The organism is Pseudomonas sp. EMN2 (assembly GCF_009650555.1).
Taxonomy (GTDB): Bacteria; Pseudomonadota; Gammaproteobacteria; order Pseudomonadales; family Pseudomonadaceae; genus Aquipseudomonas; species Aquipseudomonas sichuanensis.
In genome coordinates, this window is record NZ_VZZR01000001.1 from 1 (window position 1) to 21,558 (window position 21,558).

Sequence of the window (21,558 nt, forward strand, 5' to 3'; positions counted from 1 at the left end):
ATGCGGGAATAGCTCAGTTGGTAGAGCACGACCTTGCCAAGGTCGGGGTCGCGAGTTCGAGTCTCGTTTCCCGCTCCAAACATGAAAAACGCCACTCTTCGGAGTGGCGTTTTTTTTTGCTTGTATCAAGGCGCACGGTCCACCAGCACGGCCTCGATGCTCGGGAACTTCAACCAACTGGCCTTGTTGTCGAACGACACTTCCACCGACACTCGGAACTGATAGTTGAGCGCCAGTTTCTGCAGCTCTGCGGGGGTGACAGAACCCAGCTGCATCCTGCCTGCTTCAGTGGTCACCGGCACCTGGTCGGCGATGCTCAAGCGTATCGAATTGGACACATCGGCCCTCTCGATACTGTCGATCCAGGCGTTGACGTACTGCGAGGTGTCACGAAACGGCCAGTCGTCGAGGGTGAACATGGCGTTCCCTGTCAGGTTTCGCAGGTTCAACTCGGCGGATTGGATATTGACGCATTGCACGTACGGAAGGCCTTCGATCACCCTCACTGTCACGTAGTGCTTGCCTGACTCGTCCACTTTTTGCCCGTTTCTGATGATCTCGTAATACACCGGAACTTGCTGGCGCATGTAGGGCGCGATGCTCCTTTTGGGAATCGGGTATTCGCGTGAGCCGGGCTCCACCGGGGTGCTGGTGTCGAACGCGCCTGGGGTTGCGGGTGTACCCCAGTAGACATGAAAGTGCTCGTCCGGCCGGATGACTGCGCTGTCGGGAATCACCAGTGTCACCCCGCCGGTCGCATCGCGTGGCAGCAACGTACTGAAGTGCTCGCTGCCCTGTGCCTGCTTGATGCGTGGAGGGGCGAACGCACGTGCCTCTGGCGACGGGTCCGACATCAGTGTGCGTGCCAGCGAGCGTTGCACGGTCGTGCCTGCCCGGTCTTGCACTTCATAACGGGAGAAGCGGCTGCCCTTGCCCAATCGGCGTATGGCGCTACCCGGAAACTCAAGCTCAATGGGTTTGCTGATGCTGTGAAACTGCATGTCCTTGACCTTGACGTGTCGGCGTGCGATCTGTCGCATGCGCTTTGCATCCAGCAGTTCGACATCATCTTTGCCCAGCACCTTGATCCCGACGATGTCCTGCCCGGCCGGGTCATCGCTCCAGAACCACTTGAGGGTATCGCCCGGCTCGGCGCCGAGATAGGGCGGGACGGTGCCGATGAGTATGTCGTTGTTGTACTCCAGGTACATTTCGGTGACACCATCACGAATGACTTCGTCGGGGAATTGCAGTCGATCGTCATCCAGGTTGAGCAAAGGAGGCGTCTTGTCGACATACAAGGTCAGCGGGAGTGAAGGTGCCTCGGTATCGTTGAATGCCCTGACTACGTAGTGCAACTCGTGATACCCCTCGTACAGGTAATGAGGGGGGATCAGGACGAACAGTTCGTCGGGCTTGACGGGTTGGGTCCAGACCTTCTGCGCAAGCAGTTCCTGCTTGCGGTAGAGGAAGACATATTCGGGGGTGTCCTCGCTGGGCATCGAGAATGGCCACATCGCAAACTCGACGCGTAGCGGCAGGAAAGTTGCTCGGAACGACACCACATTAGGTATCTGGCCCTCTATGTCTGGCACCAGGTCCGGGATGCTGGGGGGGACCAGGCCTATCGGGCTGTCCATATGCCTGTTCGGGCGTTCGCGCTGTGTTCGGGTTGTACGTTGTTTGCTCGCCATGAGCGTTCTCCGGGGGCTGAACTGACAAAAAAAAGGAAGGCCGCTCGGCCTTCCTTTGGTTGAAATCACCAGTTGTAACGCACCCCGAAGTTGACGCCCCAGGGCTGTTCTATCTTGCGGCCGTTGCTGTAGTCGAAATCGGCATGGGCCTGCCACTTCTCGGTCCAGGCAACCGCCACGCCGACCCCGACTTCGCCGCGCGAGCCTGACAAGTCATTGTTGAAGCGGTTCGAGTTGACCTTGACCTGGTTGTCATTGACGAATTCATGCACGGCCGCCACTCGCAGGTAGGGTTGAATGCTGTGGTTTTCACCGGCCTTGATGGTGCGCCCGACGGTGGCGCCAGCCTTGGCAAGCAGCGAGCGGGTGGCCTCGCTTTCGGCGCGCATGCCGTTGTCCAGCGTGTAGGCCTTGCCCTCGACCACAAGGCCCGAGAGCTGAGCGAAGGGTTCGACGAACCAGTCGTCGGCCAGTGCCAATTGCCGGCCGATTTCCACGGATACCCCGGCACCCAGGTTGGCGTAGTCGCCCTTGGCCTTGCGGCCGTCACTCAGGTGTACGTCGGCCTTGTGCCGGAAGCGATTGAGTCGTGCGACTGCATCGAGGTAGTAGCCGCTGTCGGGGTCGAGCCAGGTGGCGTAGGCGCCGGCGTGATAGCTGTCGACCGTGGCCGACGAGCCGCGTACCAGGCTCAGGTCGGAGGTGCTGTATCCCGCCGTGACGCCCACCAGCCAGTTGCCATCGCCGATGGCCAAGGGCGTATCGGCACCGATCGACAGGCCATGCTGCTGTTGCTGGTACGCAGCGCCGGTGGTGGCCGAGATATCGTGGCGGTTGGCGTAGGTGCGCACCCAGCCGCCGCTCTGCTGGGGGTTGCGGCGTACTTCGCCCATGCGGCTGCGCAGGGTGGCGAGTTCGCCGTACCAGATGGTCGGTGTCACGTTGCCGAGCGCCATGACCGTCTGCGTGCCGGAACTGAGGGTGCGGGTGCTGGCGTCCAGGAACCAGTCGTTGGGCCCGCGTTGTACCAGGTCATAGGCGTAGGCGCCCAGGTCCACCGGGCCGCCGACCAGCGAGAACTGCGCATCGCCTGCGGCGGCATGAACCACATGCAGGCTGGTGTCATTCAGTGGATCGCTGCCGCTGCTGCTGATCAGCAGGCCGTGGCTACCGGTGGCCGTGCCGGTGATTTCGAGGTGGTCCGCCTGCCCGGCAGCGAAATTGGCCTCCATGATGAAGGTGCCGTTGCCTGCGAGGTTGTCCACCGACAGGGTGAAGAACTCACCAGGCCCGCCGAAGCGCACCGCACCGTCGTTCAGGGTCAGGTCGCCGACCTGGCTGTCTTCGACCATGGTCCATTCGGCGCCGCTGTCGAGCCCGAGGCTGGCAACGTTCTTCAGGCGCCCTTTGAGCGTGGCGCCATTTTCCAGCAGCACGTTGGCCGTACCGCCGGCTGCGGCGACGATATCGCCCACCAGTTGGCTGTCGTTGACCCGCAGGTCGGCCGAGCTGTTGCCGCTGACCTCCAGCAATACGCCGTTGCCCCCGCTCAGGGTTGAGCCATTGAGCACTTCGATACTGGCTGACGCCGGCGTACCCAGCCCACCCACCAGGATGGCCGAACCGCTGCGCCCCTCTACCAGGCTGTTGTCGATGACCAGCCGGGAGCCGTCGGGGCCTTGGTTTTCACGAACGCGTACACCGTTGGCGCCACCACTGATGACGCTTCCCTGGGTGGCGACCAGGGTGCCGCTGAACAACTGCGCTCCTGCGCTGTTGGCCTTGGTGCCACGCAATTCGCTGCCTTGCAGCGTGGCTTGGCTTGCGTTGATCAGGGCACCCTGATCGCCGCCCTCGATGGTGCTGTCGATGATCAGGGCGCTGGCGCCCGAGTTCAGGCCCAGGCCGCGTGCATCACTGGTGACGCTGGTGCGCTGCAGGATGGCGCTGGCGCCGATCAAGGACAAGCCGGTGGCATTGGGTTGTGCGTTGACCTGGCTGTCGGACAGGACCACGCTCGAGCCTGCTTCCGCCGAAATCTGCAGGGTGGCGGCGCCGTTGCCGGTCAGGGTGGCGGGGCCGACGACACGGTAGCTGTCCAGTGCCGTGCCGGCGTCAATCAGGGTGTCGACGATGATGTTGGTCTGGGCCCAGGCCGAGGTGGCGAACAGCAGGGGGCTGAGCAGGGCGAGCCGGTTCAGGCGGGGTAGGGCGGGGGAGTGGCGCACGTTGCTTGGCATGGTGTTTCTCATCGAAATTACTGTGTCTGTAGGACCCTTCTCTTCTTTGCGAGCTACGGATCAGTGAGCGCCGTAGGGTAAATATCGAAATGAGCTTTTGGTGTAGGAATTACCTTATTCGTGCTAGTGCTAAGTCTTACGTTGCGCAGTAGGCAGCGACGGCCCTCGAGCTGACCGCCGCTGCATTGCGTTCATTTTCTGATGGGCGCCAGGCAATGGCCGCCCGTTTCATTGTTGGAAAGGCTGAGCCTGTTGCGTGCCCAGGGCGACGGGTCCTGGAGCAAGGCTATCGAGTAGCGCACCTCGCCCCGCGCAGCCAGGGGGGCAACGTCGAAGATCGGCTTGATGCGGGTCGCATAGGGCTCAATGCGCCAGATGAACCCCTCGTTGATCATGGTTTCGTCCAGGGTGATGGTTTCCGGGTCTCCCAGATTGGGAATCGGATTGCCAGCCACGATGGCATCGAAGGCTACCCATTCCAGCGTGATCTGCGCGCCAGGCTGCACTTTGAGGTGACTGCAAGCAGGGATCTTGACCCTGAACGCCGGCTGGTCGTTGTCGGGCTCCCACAGTGAGTTGCAGTTCAGCCACCCGTTCTCGCTGAGCCCCTCGAATGTCGGGATGCCAGGGGTCATGTCGATGGCTTCGACGATGACCAGGCGCGGGTTCGATTGCTGCTCGTTGAGTGCATCCTCGGCGGCGCGTACGGTGTAATAGACCTCCAGGCCAGGGGCTGCGTGGTTGCCTGCGGCTTCGATATCTGCCCACGGGATGGACACCGTCCTGCTCGCACCTGGAGTACCCATGTCGATGGTGTGCCGAGCGCTCTCCACCAGCCTGCGGCCCCAGTAGAAATCCACTACTTGCCCAGTCTGCGCACCTGTGTAGAGTTCGAACGTCAGTTGCGCAGGTTGGCCGTTGTCGGCTCTGACCAGATGGTTGTCCAGCCCCGAAGCGCTGCGCACGCTGGGGCTCAACAAAGCCGGGTTGATCGGATTTGGCCAGTCCGGGTCCGGGTCGGGGCGAGGTGGGCCGGCAATGGTGAAGTCAACGTCGATAATGATCTCCTGCGGTCCGTAGGCCGTCTGGCCGCGCATCACGCTGTATTCGACTTTGGTAGATACAGGTACGGGGGAGTTGCCGAACGCTGCATGCAGAACGTCCTTGTCCACCTTCATGACAAGCGGAAATGGCTGCGTGCCCACCGGTACATCAGGCAGGGTCTGGCTGCCCCATTTGGCCCGTATCAAATCCGTGCTCTTGTGGTGCTGGTACTCGGGGATCTCCAGGTAAACCCCCTGTTGCGCATCCTTGAAGTCGATGATGTTGTCGTCCCTTGCCAGGGGGACTTCTGGAGGCAGCAGGGCTGCGGGCTCTTCGCCAAGTACCACGTCAAGGTAGGCCGGCAGGGAGATTCGGCTACGGTTGCCGGCCTTGTCGTACAACAGATAGACCACCAGGTGATGGCCATCGCCGAGGCGGCGGATCAGTTCTGTCGGGATGCTGGTCTTGCGGTCGGGAGCGATGGCTCCGGAGGCGGCGGACTGGCCGAAATCACCCAGGTCTTCGGGCAGTTTCTCCAGGTAGTAGAGCTGGAAGAAATCGCCCCCTTGCGGGGCCGGGTAGATGGGCAGGGTCACTTCGACGCCATCGGGATGCTGCCCCAGGTAGGTTTCGTTGATGGGGTCAGGTGGCAATTCGGCCAGAGGGGGTTCGCTGCTGCCCCAAGGGGGCGTGCTGTCGCAGATCAGCGCGATGCTGCTGGAGGTGCTCGGCTGGTCGGCGTAGTTCACGTGGCGGTAGCGGATCCACAGCCTGCCGTCGCGAGGCAGTTGTGCCTGAGGGAATGCCATATAGTGAGGAAACTGCTCGGGCAGTATCGGGGCATCCAGGCGTTCCAGCGGGCCGATATCCACGAAACTCGGCTCAACACCGGTCAATGAATATTGCAGCTGCAGTGTTTCGAAACCGTAGGCCGGATTATCGGGCAGGAATGTCCAGGGCGGAATCATGATCAGCAGGTCGTTGTCCAGGGCCTGGTGAGGCAAGGTGCCGTCGCTCTGGTCGATGATGACGGGTACTTCGGGGGCGCCGACGGACATGCGGATGCCGAGTTGTCGGATGAACTTCAGTTTGTTGATTTGTTGGCGGACTTGTTCGGCGCGGTTGCGTTTCTTGGAAGTAGCACTTGATTTGCTCATGGGTTTCTCCAGGTGAACAGTTAACTACATCGTGTTGAACAAGTTGCTCCGGTAATGATGTGGTTGGTTATCGATCTCTTGGCGGTGTTAAATTTCCGATGGTATCTGTAATTGGTTGTTTCAGGTTGGTGATGAACTGGCTTGGGTGTTTAGGTTGTGAATTTCAATATTTCACGATCGTAGATCTATTGCTGCGCCAGTCCGCACTCTGGTGGCTTGACGTGATAAAGCTTTAGGCATGCGGAAGCTGCTATTCATGGAAATGTCATTCTGTATGGCATAGGCTTTGTCGAGCAGTGATGCAGATGATCCAGATCTAGTGACGAGCGGGGTGAATGCTTTTGCAGAAGTTGCAGGGGTAATTGCTTTTACTGAAGTTAAGGGGGATATGACCATTGCGGGCAGGGCTAAGATTAGTGCCGCGTAGTTGAGGTATTCCGCGACTTTCATTCTATCCTCACTGCCTGACAACTGGGCCTCAACGGACATGGTCGAGCTCGCAATCCCCACCACGGTAGAGCTTATAAGGCTGGCTAAGACTATCTTCTTGAGGGTCGCTGCCGTGGCTGCCGACACGGCTACGCCTGCAATAGTCGTAGTGGTGGATGCTGCAGTTGCGGTTGAACCTGCTGAAATTACACCCGCCATCGCAGGCCCAGTCGCCGGCGCAGCCGTTCCCGCAGTAAGCACTGTAATGGCGATAAGCGCGAGGGTAATCACCGTAGTCACAATAGGCACGATTATGGATGCGAGACTGACCTGCGGTCCCGCCCATGAACTCGTCCGCTCCAACTCCTCCCGTGTCTGGCTGGTCCCGCTAAAACCAACGCTGTAATGCCCGGTCGGGTCGCGGAAGGTCACCGGGTTGCCGTGGCAATACCCGTAGTAGTTCAGCCCACCCGCGCCGAACGGGCTGAGCGCATCCGGGCTGTGGAAGCGCATCAACACCGGGTTGTAGGCGCGGTAGCCATTGCCCAGCAGGTACCAGCCGCTGTCCGGGTCGAAGGCCTCGCCGTTGTAGCCCAGCGCGCAATCCACGGGTTGTTCGCTGTGGTGCTCGCCATAGGCGCTGTAGCGGCTGCTGCGCAGCGCCGTGCCCAGGCTTTCGGCGACTACGCTGTGGCTGGCGCTGGTGTGCAGCAGTAGCGGCGGCTGCGCGTCAGGGCCGCTTTGCTGCTGCCCCAGGGGCTGCTCGCCATGGTGGCAGTACAGCGTTTGCAGGCCGTTGCTTACCGCCATGCGCAGTTGCGCTCCGTCATACAGGCGCAGGTTTTGCGCGCCCGTGCCGCTGGCGCTGGCGACCAGCAGGCCGCCGGCGTCGTAGCGGTAGCTGTTGCTGGCCTGGTCGATGCCCAGCAGGCGGTTCTGGCTGTCGTAGTGCAACTGGCGGCCGCGCTCGTCGCGGGTCAGGTTGCCGTTGGCGTCGTAGCTGAACCTGGGGTTCGGTTCGTTGCGCGGTGGGGAGTAGTCGATACCGATCAGCTGGCAGGGGTCGCTTTCGGCATAGCTGAACAGCGCCAGCTCGCGGCTTGGCTCTGCGGCGAAAGTAGTGAAGGTCATGTTGATGTTGTCGTAGGCATCAAAGCCGAATACCTGGCTGGTCATTTGCCGACCTTGTGCATCCACAGGCAGCTCCGGGCCATTGCACTCATGCTTGATCAGGCGGGCGCGGCCGTCGTATTCGAAGCTTTCCTCCAGCAGCGAAACACCCGCCTGGCGCAGGTGCCGGCCTTGCAGCAAGTTGTCGTCCGCCCAGCTTTGCTCGAGCGTGCGTTCGGCCTGGCCGGCCTGGCGCCAGGTGCGCATTGTTTCGCGGTCCTGGTCGTCGTATTCGATATGGGTTTCAAGGCTGCTGGCGCTGGCCAGGTCCGTGCTGGTCAGCAGTTTCAGCCGGCCAAGCTCGTCGTATGCGAATTGCACCTGCACGTCCCCCTGGTGCTTGACCTGCAAGCGACCATACGAGTCGTGTGTGTATTGGGTGGCGACGCCATTGGCTTCGTAAGTGTTGATGAGCCGGTCGCTCACCGAACTCTCGTGGGTCGTACTCCAGCGTTTGCCGCCCGGTTCATCCCAGTGCTCGGCGACCAGCTGGTTGGCCAGGTTGTAGTCGAAGCTGCGCGTGCCTTGCGGGTTCTGGCTGGTTTGCAGGCGGGCGCTGACCTTGTCGTAGGTGAAACTGGCCGGATCGTCCGGGGCGCTGTAGCTGATCGGCTCATTGGTCAGCTGCAGGTTGTAATCCAGTTCGATGCGTTTGCCTGCCGGGGTGATGTGCCAGCGAGGCTGGCTTTCGCCTTCGCGGAACTGGAAGTACTCGACGCGTTTTCCACTGCTGACGCCAATCAGCCGGTCGAGGCCGTCGTGGTACTGCTCACCGATCTGGCGGGCTGGCAGGTTGACGTTGGCCGGGGTCACCACCAGGCTGGCGGGCAGGTCTTCGCTGCTGTGTTCGGCGTAGGTTCTGCTCAGGCGCGTGCCCTCCGGCAGCAGGGTGCTGAGCATGCGATCCCAGGGGTCATAGCTGAATGTGGTGGTGTGGCGGCGCTCGTCGGTTTCCTCGAGCGTGCGCCCCAGGCCGTCGTACAGGTAGGTGCGTTCGGCAAGGGGGTCGCCCAGCGCATTCAGGCGCCTGACTTTCACCGGCTTTTCGAACAGGTTGAGCCAGGTTTCGCGGTTGGCGCTCTTTACCCTGGCACGCTGCGTGACTCGCGTGTTGCTGCCGCGCAGGGTGATGGCGCTGGTGCGTACATCGAGCGTGCCGCCTTCGCGCCAGCTACGGCGCACCGGCCCTGCATGGAACGAGCTACCGATGGGGTCGAGCGCGTCGTGCTCCTCGACCCCATCGGGGCCGATCACGCAGCACTGCTCGCCCCAATCGTCATACCGGTAGCCGGTTGTCAAGGTCAGCAGCCGGGTGCCCTTGAGCCAGTCGGTGTGCGTTTCGCTCACGCGGTTACCCAAGGCGTCGTAGGCTACCGTCAGCAGCTCGAAAAACGTGTCGGGGCGCTGCTCGTGGATGTTGTCCCGGCTCTCTTTGACGATCCGGCCCAGGCCATCCAGCTCGGTCAGGGTGGTGACCCCGCGGGCGTTGCGGACCCACTGCCTGGCAATGTCACCGTGGTTGGCGCAGAGGGTGTAGGTATACAGCTTGCTCGCGGCGTAATCGGTGCCTGGCGACACCCACTCGCGGGTGACCCGGCGCAAGGCGTCATGCTCGCGCTGCAGGTGCACACCGTTCTCGTCGCGTTCGAACACGGTCTCGCCCAGCAGCAGCGAGCGCCGCTGCACGCTGGAGCGCTCGGTGCCGTCGTAGCCGAGCAGCTCGGTGGTGGTCTCCAGCACCGGGTGCCCACTCAATTCGTCGGTCAAGGCCTTGAAATGGTACTGGGTGGTGGTCTGTAGCTTGCCCAGCGTGCGCACCTGTTGGTACAGCCGGCCATGCAGCAGGCTGCTGCCGGGGGCATCGACGTAACGGTTGAGGGTATGTTGCAGGGTTTGCCCCTGGTGCGACAGGGTCTGGCTGTGTTCGGCGAGCCAAGGCTCCAGCTGGGTGGTGTGGCCGGCCAGCGCGGGCAATTGGCGGTAGGTATAGGTGTGCACCAGTTCGGGCGCTCCCTGCTCGCCGTCGGGCGATGGGGTGACGGTCTTGCTCTTGAGGTAGCGCTTGAAACCGTAGGGGTCGCCGGGAAAACCGTCTTCTGCCTGCGGTTCGAACCAGATGCTGCGCTCGATCACGCCGTTGGGCTGTTTACGCCAGACCGTGTTGCCATGGCTATCGTATTGGGTCAATAGGGTTTCCAGGCGGCTGGGCGGCGTGTGGCCGTCCTTGCTCCAGCGGGTCTGCTCCGCGATGGGCAATTGCAGGGTGGCCACCTGCTGCGCGAAAGGCAGGTTGTCTTTCAGGTCGTAGGTGGTCATGAGCTCGTGGATGCTGCCGTTCTGGACCGTGCGGACCGACACCGGCAGGTGGAAGCGGTTGAAGGTGCGGGTGATGCTTTTCAACTCGCGGTTGCTGGCATCGCACAGGCTCTGCACGGTCTGGTACTGGTAGTTCCCGGTGTGCTTGTACAGGTTGTCCAGGCCATCGTCGCTCCAGGGGATCGTCGTGCCATGGCCCAGGAAGTTGCCGCTCGGGTAGCTGTAGTTGGTCTGGAACGCTACCTGGCCCAGGCCCGGTTCGACCGTGTGGCGGGTCACCCGCGGCAGTGGCGGGCGGCTGTTGCCGGGGAACAGGTGGCCGCCATCGGTGTATTGCAGGTATTCACGCGCGCCAGTCGGTGTGGTGACCTGCTCCAGGCAAACATGGCCCAGCACGTCGCGGTAGACAAAGCGCCAGCTGGCCTGTTCGGCGCTTGGCAGGACGATCGAAGTGACTCGCCTGTCCGCTTCCTGCAGGATCATCTTGTAGGTGGCTACCGGTTCGCCTTCGGGGCCCTGGTAGGGGCGCTCGCGAAACTCCACCTGGCCGCTTTCGCGCTCGATTTCCAGCAGGATCTGGTCACTCCCGTCACGCACCGCAGCAAGCATCACATACTCGGGGTTGAACGGGGTGTAGCTCAGCGCCAGCTTGTGCCCCTGGGGCGAATACACCTCCACCGGCAGGGCGATCAACCCCCGCTGGCTGCCCATTACCTCGAGGATTTCCACCAGCCCGGAACGGTGCACCACGCGATAGCGCCGGGCCCCGCCCGGGCCGGCAGGCTCGGTGTACAAATGAAAGTGCACAAGCTTCTGCTCGGGCATGTGCAAGCGCGTGCCCTCTGCGCCGCTGACCTTGAACGACTCACCGGTAAAGGTGGTGAGCATGCCGTTATGCTCGGTGTATTGCGTCAGTTGCAGGTTCCAACCTCTGCCCCATCCCGAATCGATGGTGTTGAGCGGGTTGAAGTTCAGTGCCAGTTCAAAGTTCGGGCCCTGGAAAAAGTTTGCCCCCAGGTCCGGAAGTTTGATTGAAAGCGTGTATTGCCCGGTGCGGTTGTCTACACCGCTCTCCATGAAACTCATGAAGTTGAAGGCGTTGGAGTGCACGGAAGATTCCGAACTCATGGGAGCCTCTCACTTGCGCAGTGAATGGATACTCAGTGTGTGCGGTGCATGGACCGCCTGTTGGATAAACACTAATCAACTTGGCGCGCACTGGCACCTAGCAGTTTTGTCAGGTGTCAGCCTGAACCAACGTCGTTATAACTTCGGTCCATTGAATAACCCATTACCACTTGGGGTGCTACATGGACATGCCGGACGTTGCTCATCTGGACCCGCGAACCAACTCGGTCAGTCTGGCTGCCCTGGGGGGCGGCCCGCTCGAAACCTGGATTACCTACCAAAACATCGCACCGAACGATCTGGTGCTGATCAACTGGCGGGGTCGCGGCGCGAGCGGCGAAGTCAGCGACTTGTTCGGCGAACGCGATGTGGATGCGCTGGACGGTGCCGGGCGCTGGATGTTCCGCATCCCCAACAGCGTGCTCACGCCGCTCAGCGGGGGGATAGTGTTCTATTCCTTCCAGCGCCTCGACCAGGCTGGGCAGCCTGTAGGGGACGAGTCCCTGCGCCGCTACTTCTTCATCGACCGGCCAGCCTTGCCGATGTGGAAACCGGAAGTTGCGCAGTTGCGCGATGCCCACGACCTGGTCATCGATGTGGATGCGCTGAACCCCGCCGGGGTGCTGGCGGTTACCCCACCCTACGCGGCCATGGCGGTAGGGCAGCGCCTGACCCTGTTCTGGCGTCCCTGGGACGCAAACGGCTCGGAAGGTAGCGAGGTCAAGCTGGTGCACGTGGTAAGTGCCGCCGAAGTGGGCCAACCGTTGCTTTGGCGCCTGGGCCACGGCGATGTGTACCCGTACATGTTCGGCATTGGTTACCTGCAGTACTGCATCGAGTACGACAACGGCACGCTCACCTATTCGCCCGAACAGCGCTTTTCCATCGTCTTTAGAGATCCACCCGCAGCACCGCTGCTGGCGGCCCCCAGCATTCCAGGGCTTGTGGGCGACCAGCTTGACCCGGATGACAATGCCTACCGAGACGGTGTATGGCTGATCGGCGAAAACTACCCCGAACTCGAACTGGGAGATTCGCTGCTGCTGTACGCCGAGGGGCCCAATCTCGAACTGCGCACCTTCCGTGCTGACGCCAGTTCGGTCGACAGCGGGCGGATCGCGTTCTTCCTGGACCGTGCCTGGCTGCAGAGTGAAGTCAACCGCGGGCAGAAGGTCACCTTCAGCTACGCGTTCGCCCGGCATGGCGCGCAGCGCCATTCGCAGGCACTGACCGTGTCGTTGCAACGGCCCCTGTACCTGCCCTTGCCGATCATTCGCGATGCCAAGCCCGAGGCCGGCGACGAGCCGCACCAGGGCACGGTATACCCACAGAACTTGGGGTCAGGGGCGCAGGTGAGCGTGCCCGATGACGCGGTGATTGATGGCGGTACTCTGCGCGTGCACTGGGAGGGCCACGGCAGTACTGGCAACATGGTCATCGGCACGCCGGATCCCGGCTACACGAAGCGCTTCTCGGTACCCAGGGCGGCCATGGCCGCCAACTTCGGCCGCCGGTTGTGGGTGTATTACACGGTGACCAAGCCCGGCCAGGCAGCCCAGGCCTCGGCCGAGTTCGACTTGCGGGTGGCGGACTACGAAGCGGCCAGCTACCCGTTGGTGCAATTGGACGGGGTCGTGAACCAACGACTGTCGCTGGCCCAGGTACCGGCCGCGGGGTGCCGCTGCCGGCTGGGCTCATGGCCCTTCATGGCCCCAGGGCAATACCTGGGCATGCACGCCGAGGGCGTGCCGCGAAGAGCCAAACGCCGCAAGGGCGTGCCGCACAGCGAGAAAACGGTCCGGTTCGAAATTCGCCCGCAGGGTACCGAAGTGACCGAGGACGAGTACTACGACAGTGAAATCGTGGGTTTCATAAGCAAGGCGTACTTGCAGGGGTTGAAGTTGAACCAGCAGTTCAGGGTATCGGTGCAGGCAAGTTTTGATGACGGCGAAACCTGGCGGGACTTCCGCTCGGTGGATATCACATTGGTCAACTGAAAGAACATGTCCAGCAGAGGTGTATATGACAACTAACTCAAAAGCCGAGTTGTTGAACTGGCTGAAGGAACCTGGCCGCTTGCTGGGTAACGATATGGTGTTTGCCATCGACAAGGCCAAGGCTGATGCCTTGCTGACCCAGGAATATATCCGCCGGTTCAAGACCACTTCCTATTTGCCGCCAGTGAATGGTGAAACGGCGGCGGAAAATGGCTACAAGGTGTACATGCAGAACTTCGTGCTGGACCACCCGCGGCTGTCGTTCGACAACGTCGATATCACCAGTTCCAAGGCCAGCCTGCGCATGAAGATTGTCGGGGGTAACCAGGTCGACTTGAAACAAGCCGGTGCGCATTGGTACCCGCGACGTATCGATTCGCTGGACCCGTTGGTGGGGCCGGAGTTGAGCCTGAAGCTGGAATTGAGCGATGTGCCGGGGTATGTGGATGACGATGGCAGGATCATGCTCGACTTGCGCAACAGCGATAACTTCGTGCTGACGTTTTCCGACTCCAACCGGATACGGCAATTAGGCGGGGACTTTTTCAAGGAGCTGTTTCGTGCGCTGCCCGTTGAAAAGCGGGTGTGGTCGCTTGGGGCCATCGAACGGGGGCCGGATGAGCTGTTGCAACCGGAGAGTTTCCGCCTTCGTACCCAGCGCAACCCGAGCGCTGCATTCGCCCCAGCGGCCGGCGTCGATCAGCCGGATGTGGACGGGGCTGTGCTGGGGTTGGTGAGGATGGTTGGCAACAATGGCCAGCAAACGGTGGTGCCGGGGCCGGATTATCGCTACCTGATCCCCTCCGATAATGCCGGATTCTCGGCATCAGTATTGCTGGAAAAAAAGCGGGTAATCCTGGCTGCGTTGACTAGGAGTTTACCGCGTGCTCACTTTCGTGATTTGGCATTCAGGTTTGAAACTCGCGGCGATGATCTGATTGCTACGGCTGTATCTGGTTGGATGGAGTTGGAATCTGGACATTATAGTCGTGATTATTGGGAGCATGGTGTCTTTATCTGTGACATGGCGATATCTATTCCGGCTGTCAGGATTCCGCTGAAGGATGTTTTGTCGCTGACACTTGTCGGTGATAAAGTTAGCATTGATATGATGTGTTATTTTGCTGCGATTCTTGATGTGGTTCGATATTGGGAGATACCACCGTATCCACACCTTAATGCCAAGGCTATGGAGGTCGCCTGGGAGGCTGATTTATTTATTGGTCTTTCAGCGAGTTGGACGATCATCAATACTCAGGGAGGCGTTCTTAGGCTGGACGCATTCTGGGCAGATGCTGATATTGCTTGGGAGCTGGATTATGATATTAGGCGTCGCGAGCCGTTGCCGCCAGGCGTGGAAGTTGGAACGCCTTACAGTGACGGACACCGTGCTTTTGTATATCTCATGCTTTGGGAAGCGCTTGTCTTAGTTCCACAACATGGAACCCTCCCAGCGCTGAAGGAGGCTATCGCCAAGGACCTGAGCATTGATATCCCTACATCTAATGTGGTGGCGCAAACCCTCAAGCTCAACTTCGGCGAAGCGTTAGTGCCGACAGAGCAGCACCTGCCCCGCGATGTAGCCACCTTTGGCCACGTCAACCCGAAGTCGACCACCTTCACCATCACCCCTCTCGAAAAAGTCATCGCCCACGGTAGCAAGCTGCAATTCGCCACTGTCCCTGCAAAGGCAAACATCACCTGGTCGGCCGAATCAGTCGAAGGCTCCAGCGACGCCCCCGGCAGCTTCGACAAGGCCATGTACCAGGCCCCGCCGGCCAGTGGCATCCAGGGCGCCTTCACCCGCGTGCGCATCACCGCCACCGACCCGTCCACCGGCTACAGCGCCTCGGCGCTGGTCAGCGTGGTGAAGAACGCCCTCAGCCTGAGCCCGCTGGTGGAGGTATGCCAGGTGGGCGATGCCGGTGTCAGCCTCAAGGCCGGGCACGTGGGCCAGGGCGAGCTGCGCTGGAAGGTCCTCGGCGCCGCGCCCCATGGCCGCCTGGCCCATGCCACGGGCCAATCCAACACCTACATCCCAGGCGGCAACCTCACCGGCAAGGCGTTCGTGGTCGAGCAGGTCGAGGTGCGCAACAGCCAGACCAACGAGCAGCGCACGCTGTGCATGATCACCCAGATGACCGAAAAGCGCCCCGTGGACGTGGTGGTAGTCAAGCAGGACCTGCACTCGGGGCAGGTCTGGCTGGCGCTCTCCACAGCTGGCCAGGTGGGCGCCAGCGAGCTTTCGGTGGTGCATGGTCCAGGTACGTCCGGCCAGGACGCTGCCGGCTTCTATTACCAGGCCGACAGCGCCAGTACGGAGCCGTTCTGTGTGGTGCATGCCTCATGGGCTGCGGGCCCGTTCCTCTTCGAGGGTTTCATCGTACTGCCGCTGCCCCTGGCTGAGCACAGCGCCGCCTACCAGACCCTCGAACAGGCCGGGCAACTGGCGGTACGCAGGTTGACCGGCGCCGCTGAATAGGCGGGCCCCATCATAAGTCAAACAGGAATTAACCATGGCTACCAACGATCTGGCCACTCTTCTGGCCTGGATGAAAGAGCACCCCAGCCACCTGAACTGGGACTACACCCTGGCCATGCACTCGGAGCAAGCCAACAACCTGGTGCAGATGGCGCACTACAGTCGCGAAGGCAGTGCCTTGGGCGATATCGAAGGGGAGATCGCCGTTCCGGGAACGGAGATCACCCACGTGCTCTCGGGTTACCGTATGGGCCCGCCGCAGCTCGACGACCTGAAAGCCGCCTACGAGTCGCCCAAGGTTCGCCAGGCCATCACCCTGGAGGGCGGCACCCAGCTGATCATGGACAAGACCGAGGGCCTGATGGGCCTGGCAGTGCATGATCCGCTGGACCCCTTGTGGGTACGCCAGGAATTGGCGCTGACCGCCGATGCACAAGGCGTGAGCGTCGACCTGCTCGATGGCATCGATACCGAGCTCGACCTCGGCGGCGGCTTGCAGCAGCGCCTGGAAGCGGGGCGCTTCTTCATGGCCTTCGTCAGCGGCCTGGACATTGCCAGGCGCGTCTACCCGCTGGTGGACTTCCAGGCGCTGCCGGGCAACCCGTACCTGGGCATTCGCTACAGTGCGGTACGCACCCACGTCAGCAAGGCCGATGGCAAGGCGGCGTTGGTGGTGTTCGCCGGCGTGAACAACGGGCCAGTAGGTGACTTTCCCACCGAGCAGTCGAACTTCCCGTTCCTGCTGGCCGATGGCCTGCAGCAGCCGGTCAACGCCACACTGCTGCTGTCGTCCCGTTTGCTGCACCGTGCCGCCTATGCCCAGGGCCTGGAGCAGATGCTCGAAGGGGGCACGTTCGAGGCGCAGCATGACCAGGACCAGACCCTGCTGCGCCTGGACGCCAAGGCCGGGCAACTGCGGGTCTACCCCTGTGAATACCAGGGTAGCGCCTATGCGTTTCGCAGCGAGGAGTTTGTCATTCCGGTGAGCGGAGCGCCCGCAGCGGCCGGCATGGCCGAACGAACACTGGGCAGCACCTGCTGTTGCTGCGCCACGGACGACAGCCGCGAGTTGGCATCCCAGCAAGCCTTCGCGGGGCCATTGAGCGTCGAATTCGATGTGGACGAAGTGCGTCAGCGCTGGGCCTCCTACTGCACCTTGTCGTTCAGCTACAAGGCCAACAACGGCGGCTTCTGGCAGAGCGCCACGGCCACCTTCCGTTTTGACCTGCGTACGTTGTTCCACCTGGTCAAGCCCAGCGCCGCAGAAAGCGCTGGCTGCTTGCTGCTGGGGCAAGTGCTGTGGCCCTGGGAGCAAACGGCCGAAGTCACGCCGGTCAGCGGCTTGCCGGGTGGTTTGAGTGATGCGGCGCTGCGTGAGATCAATGCGTTCGTCGCCTTTCTGATCAAGCAGGCGGTGCTCGAGGGCTTGGCGAAAAAGCTCAGTGCGGCGGTGCCCGAGCAGTTGATCGAACACATGCCGTTGGCCGCCGATTACCGCTTCACCCCTTTCCATTTCGAGCTGCCGAACGGCATGGCGTTGTTCGCCAACCAGCACAGCACGGCGTTTTTCCGTGTCGTTGACCCACCGCAACTGTTAGCCCCGGGGCAGCGCCATACCTTCAGCGTCGAACCAGCCCGCGAGGGAGTGATCTGGACGTTGGAAGGGCTGCCCGGCAACGCCGGCGATATTGGCCGCATCGATGCCGAGGGCCAGTACCGCGCCCCGCCGGCCCACGCCATGGGTGGGCAGCTGGCGCGTGTTCGGGTGGTGGCCACCGACCCCTTCAGCGGGCAGCGCAGCACCAGCATGGTGACGGTGGTGCTGGCCGGGTTGACGGTCAACCCGCTGATCCAGGTGTGCTACATCGAAGATCAGCTGACCCTGAGCGCTGGCACCCTGAGCGGCAAGCTGGAGTGGAAGCTTCTCGACCCTGAGGCCGAGGGGCGTGGCTCGTTGCGACCCGATGAGGATGGCAAGCGCTGCACCTACACCGCCGGCAGTCTGGTTGCCGACAAACGGACCTATGTGCTCGATCAGGTCAAGGTGCAGAACGCGCAAACCGGTGAGACGGCCATGGTGCATGTGCTGGTGCGCCAGCGTCGGCCTGAACTGCTTGTGGAAAGTGAGCAGCTGTCCGGTGGCAGCTTGCAGTTGCGGGGGCGGGTCAACGGCCAGGTCATGACGAACGTCGAGTGGACACTGCAGACCGCCGATTCAGGCGACTTGTCGCCTGGGGGGCTGTACACCCCGCCGTCTACAGGCACAGCACGCTTCGCGCTGATCACCGCCAAGTGGGAGTACATGGAGGGGGGGTGGGAGCTTCTCTACGAAGGCCACCTGATCCTGCCGCTCCCGCTGAAGCTGCATTTCGACGCTCTGCACCGTATTCACCAGCCGGCGGGCCTGCGCGCCGGCAAATCACAACTTTCAGGAGAGTGACGCCATGTCCAATTCTATGGCGCAATTGCTGGCGCGCATGCGCCAAGGCCCGATCACCCTGGGCTGGGGCGCGGTCGCCGCCTACAGCCGTTCACGGCTCAACAACCTGCTCGAGCAACAGTACCTGGCCCGCCTGGTGGACAACAGCTACCTGCCGCCATTCACGCAAAAGCTGGCCAGCGACATGCCAGGCGACGGTGTCGAATTGCAACGCCTGGGGTTCGGCGCGCCATTGCTGTCGTTCAGCAATGCCTCGCTCAGTGGCTCGAAGGCCTTGCTCAGGCTGAACCTTGTCAGTGGCGATATCATCACCACCGGGCGGCTGGTCAGCAGTACCGTGGTGACAGAGGCGCAAGGGCTTTGGGTGGAGCTGGAGCTCGACCTGGAAACCATGACCGGTGAGATCGACCGCTATGGCCGGGTGACGCTCAACCTGGCCCACGGTGCGCGCTTTGCCAGCAACCTGTTCGAGCACGACAGCAAGCTCTACCCCCAGCTGATTGCAGCACTGGAAAAGTGGATGCATGGGCTGTCGGCTCGCTATGCGGTGTTCGAACTCGGTACCATTGACTGCAGCCATTACGACGAGCTGGCCCCCATCCGCTTCATCATTCGCACCCAGGCGGCACCCGGTGCCAAGGTGCGCGGCGCGCTCAACCATGGCGATGGCGCGGTGCTGGTTTTCATCAAGCTGCGCGGCCTGGCCAGCAGCGGCAACTTGCCGGATGACAGCTTCCCTTACCTGATCCCCGATGGCGATTTTTCCGCCACCCTGGTGCTGCACAAAGACCTGCTCGGCTACGCCTCGGAGCACGGCCTGGAATTGCTGGCCCGCCTGTTGTTCCCGCAGCTCAACGCCTTTGTCAAAAAAGAGGACCACACGCCGCTGGACCGGGCATTGTTCGGCAACATCGACCCGACGCTGAGCCACTTTACCCTGACGCCGGCGCTGGGGGCAGTGATCGCGGCGGGAGGCAGCCAGCAGTTCACCCTGCTTGACGGTAATGGCATCCCGGTCGAGGCGACGTCATGGCACGTCGTCAGCCCGCAGAGCCATACCGCCGCTGGCCACGGCACCATCAGCGGCCAAGGCCTGTACAAGGCACCCCTGGCAGGCGACATGGGCCGCGAAGTGGTGACGGTGATCGTCACTGCCGAGCATGCCAAGCCGAGCATCACTTACCGCGCGGCGGCTCGGCTGCATGTCCTGGCAGAAGCGCTGTTGGTGACCCCCAGTGCAGGGGCCTATCGCCCGCAGCAACAGGATCAAGGGCTGGATGTGTGGAACGCAGGCCCTGGCGCCGCATCCTTCGAGCTGCTGGAGCCCCGTCTCGGCGAGCTGGCGGCCCTGGACGACAAGAGCGCCAGGTTCGTCCCGCACCCGCACACCCGGCACCGTGTGCTGGCGGTGCAACAGGTGCAGGCCAGCGCGGGCGAGCAGCGCGACGCCGCGCTGATCCTGGCCAACGGCCAGCCGCTGGTGGGCCTGGCTCCGTCGTTCGTGCCGAGCATGGCCCATGGCGGCACCACCCAACTGAACGACGTCAACCGCATCATGCCCAACCAGCCCCGGCGTTGGCGGGTACTGGCCGGCCCTGGCAGCGTCAGCCCCTCGGGGCTGTTCCAGGCTTCCACGCAACAGCCGTCGCAAAGCAACGTGGTGGCCTGCGAAGTGGTGCACAACGGCGTGCTGTTCGCCACCGGCTACAGCGTACTGAAGGAGACCAGCCTGGCAGCAGCGGATACCTGGAGATCGCTGAACCTGTTCACCCTCACCGTCGGCAAGAGCCTCAGCGGCACCCGCGGCAGGGTCGGCTCCAGTGGCTACCAGCAACTGGAAGTGGAGATCACCGTGGAAACCCAGGCGGTGAATGGTCAGGACTACAAGTTGAGCGTCGACGAGATCGCCAGCCTGAGGCTGTTTGACCGTGCCTCCGGGCAGGAAATCGCCACCCTGGCCGAAGGCGAGGACGGGATCTCACCGGATGAAGGCTACGTGTGGCGAACCAGCCGGAGTAGGAACGACTTCGTGCTGGCCAATGAAAGCGACCCGATGCCGGGCGCCGAGCCCATGCCACAGGGCGCCGAGGACCGAACCATCCGCCAGGTCCTCTACCTGCTGCGGCGCGGCTCATCTGGTTCGCAGGTGTTCTACGCAGGCTTCCAGAAGGATACCGGCGAGTGGTTCTACTCCAATGCCACCGCCCATGCCAATGCGACCATCGAGGTGTTTGTGCGCACGCCGGAACCGTTCAAAGCCACGGATTACACCGTGATTCGCCGGCGGGTGGATGGCGGCGGCAGCGGCGACGACGACACACCGCCTTTCGACCCGGAAGACGATGCCTTCGACCTGCACCCGGTGACCGAAGACTACTGGCTGTTCGATTTCCGTGATGGCACGTTCTATACCGCGGAATTTCTCACGCAGCCTGAAAGCTCGGACCCGCAGACGCTGAACACCTCGATGGCGCGCTGGGAGAGCCCCTACGGGAACCAGACGTACCACAGCTACACCGGTTACATCTTCCAGAACCATGGGCAGCCCATGCCTACCAAAGTGAGTTTCGATAGCAAAATGGGGGCTTTGCTGGGGCGTACGGATTTCGAAAGGCCGGTAAGGACCCAGTACGAGGCTAGCCTGCTGGTGATTGTCAACTTCCGCAACACGAACCGGCGGCTGGATGCAGTCTGGGACACCCAGGCTTACACGAACATGTCCCAACCGATGCTCATTCGCCTGCGCGACAACCGGGCCAACGAGCACCTGCTCCAGATCGACTACCTGCCGTCCGCCACCATCGGCGACCGCAATGTGCTGGTGCACAGCGTGCCATCACGTCCGTCCGCGCAGGGTAACGCAACCATTGTCCGAATCAGCGACAGCGAGGAGTGATGTGATGAACACAAAGACAGTTTGCCTGCTGGGTTTGCTGGGCGGGTTGCTGGTGACGATGGCAGTCAGCCCGCTGGCGCTCCCCGCCATGGCGGCGAGGACCACCGAAATGGGGACCATCGAAATGTCGGAAAAATTAATAAATGATATGCCCGATGGTAATCATTGTTCCGTACCGGTGCCGGCAGCTGGAGCACCGCAAAAAACGGTATACCTGAAAAACACTAATTGCAAGAACGATCAGGTTCGGTACTTCCGCTTCGTCAATGTGCCTTCGCCCACCACCGTGGCTTTTCAAAACGATGACGATTGCGACGGCACCAGCTGGGAGCTGCGCGTAGAGGCGATAAAGCATCCGATCACATCGTATTGGAAATCCCTGCAGGATATTCGCACTACAGCAACGGGCGGCCTCGTAACGATTGGCGTTCGGAAAGTACATGACAACGAAAATCCCGACCAGATTCCAGGCAAGCTTTCGTGCATGCAGATCTGGCCGCCAGAGTCACCGAAAAAGCGTTGAAAAACGTTGCCGAAGTTCAATTTTTTCAATTGCGAGTGCGTG

9 protein-coding genes and 1 tRNA gene are annotated in these 21,558 nt (G+C 61.8%); 6 read left to right on the forward strand and 4 right to left on the reverse strand.

The features are described 5' to 3' along the window. Positions 1–2: 2 nt before the first annotated feature. Positions 3–78: transfer RNA gene (locus tag F6X61_RS00005), tRNA-Gly, on the forward strand. Positions 79–125: 47 nt separating this feature from the next. On the opposite strand, the gene F6X61_RS00010 is transcribed toward F6X61_RS00005, so the two are convergent. The 4 genes from F6X61_RS00010 to F6X61_RS00025 all read right to left on the reverse strand — a co-directional run bounded on the left by F6X61_RS00010 (position 126) and on the right by F6X61_RS00025 (position 11,178). Continuing rightward, entirely contained in the window at positions 126–1,694 is a 1,569-nt protein-coding gene (locus F6X61_RS00010) for a hypothetical protein (RefSeq protein WP_256671253.1), read from the reverse strand. A gap of 65 nt (positions 1,695–1,759) precedes the next feature. Further along, complete coding sequence (locus F6X61_RS00015) at positions 1,760–3,934, reverse strand: autotransporter outer membrane beta-barrel domain-containing protein (protein ID WP_153784825.1); 2,175 nt, start codon at positions 3,932–3,934, stop codon at positions 1,760–1,762. A gap of 191 nt (positions 3,935–4,125) precedes the next feature. After that, on the reverse strand, positions 4,126–6,135 hold the full coding sequence (locus tag F6X61_RS00020; RefSeq protein ID WP_153784826.1) for a hypothetical protein: 2,010 nt from the start codon (positions 6,133–6,135) through the stop codon (positions 4,126–4,128). 171 nt (positions 6,136–6,306) lie between these two features. Continuing rightward, positions 6,307–11,178: an RHS repeat-associated core domain-containing protein gene (locus tag F6X61_RS00025; protein WP_153784827.1), complete on the reverse strand. Its 4,872-nt coding sequence runs from the start codon at positions 11,176–11,178 to the stop codon at positions 6,307–6,309. Between the two features lie 182 nt (positions 11,179–11,360). Here F6X61_RS00025 and F6X61_RS00030 point away from each other — a divergent pair, with 182 nt between their 5' ends. From F6X61_RS00030 to F6X61_RS00050, 5 genes are read left to right on the forward strand one after another with little or no spacing between them, the layout of a single operon-like run. Next, positions 11,361–13,175 (forward strand): hypothetical protein, encoded by a 1,815-nt coding sequence (locus tag F6X61_RS00030; RefSeq protein WP_153784828.1) that lies wholly within the window; start codon positions 11,361–11,363, stop codon positions 13,173–13,175. A gap of 25 nt (positions 13,176–13,200) precedes the next feature. Further along, a complete protein-coding gene (locus F6X61_RS00035) occupies positions 13,201–15,657 on the forward strand; it encodes a hypothetical protein (protein WP_153784829.1) in 2,457 nt (818 codons plus the stop codon). 34 nt (positions 15,658–15,691) lie between these two features. Further along, the gene (locus F6X61_RS00040; RefSeq protein ID WP_153784830.1) at positions 15,692–18,097 is read left to right on the forward strand and encodes a hypothetical protein; all 2,406 of its coding nucleotides are present in this window, start codon (positions 15,692–15,694) and stop codon (positions 18,095–18,097) included. Between the two features lie 4 nt (positions 18,098–18,101). After that, positions 18,102–20,993 carry a hypothetical protein gene (locus F6X61_RS00045; RefSeq protein ID WP_153784831.1) on the forward strand — a complete coding sequence of 964 codons (2,892 nt, stop codon included), beginning with the start codon at positions 18,102–18,104 and terminating at the stop codon, positions 20,991–20,993. A gap of 4 nt (positions 20,994–20,997) precedes the next feature. Then, positions 20,998–21,516 carry a hypothetical protein gene (locus F6X61_RS00050; RefSeq protein ID WP_153784832.1) on the forward strand — a complete coding sequence of 173 codons (519 nt, stop codon included), beginning with the start codon at positions 20,998–21,000 and terminating at the stop codon, positions 21,514–21,516. Positions 21,517–21,558 lie beyond the last annotated feature (42 nt).

Bases quoted from the DNA above. Each gene is read 5' to 3' on its own strand.
- F6X61_RS00010 (WP_256671253.1), bottom strand. From the start codon at position 1,694: ATGGCGAGCAAACAACGTACAACCCGAACACAGCGCGAACGCCCGAAC.
- F6X61_RS00040 (WP_153784830.1), top strand. From the start codon at position 15,692: ATGGCTACCAACGATCTGGCCACTCTTCTGGCCTGGATGAAAGAGCAC.
- F6X61_RS00020 (WP_153784826.1), bottom strand. From the start codon at position 6,135: ATGAGCAAATCAAGTGCTACTTCCAAGAAACGCAACCGCGCCGAACAA.
- F6X61_RS00035 (WP_153784829.1), top strand. From the start codon at position 13,201: ATGACAACTAACTCAAAAGCCGAGTTGTTGAACTGGCTGAAGGAACCT.
- F6X61_RS00015 (WP_153784825.1), bottom strand. From the start codon at position 3,934: ATGCCAAGCAACGTGCGCCACTCCCCCGCCCTACCCCGCCTGAACCGG.
- F6X61_RS00045 (WP_153784831.1), top strand. From the start codon at position 18,102: ATGTCCAATTCTATGGCGCAATTGCTGGCGCGCATGCGCCAAGGCCCG.
- F6X61_RS00050 (WP_153784832.1), top strand. From the start codon at position 20,998: ATGAACACAAAGACAGTTTGCCTGCTGGGTTTGCTGGGCGGGTTGCTG.
- F6X61_RS00025 (WP_153784827.1), bottom strand. From the start codon at position 11,178: ATGAGTTCGGAATCTTCCGTGCACTCCAACGCCTTCAACTTCATGAGT.
- F6X61_RS00030 (WP_153784828.1), top strand. From the start codon at position 11,361: ATGGACATGCCGGACGTTGCTCATCTGGACCCGCGAACCAACTCGGTC.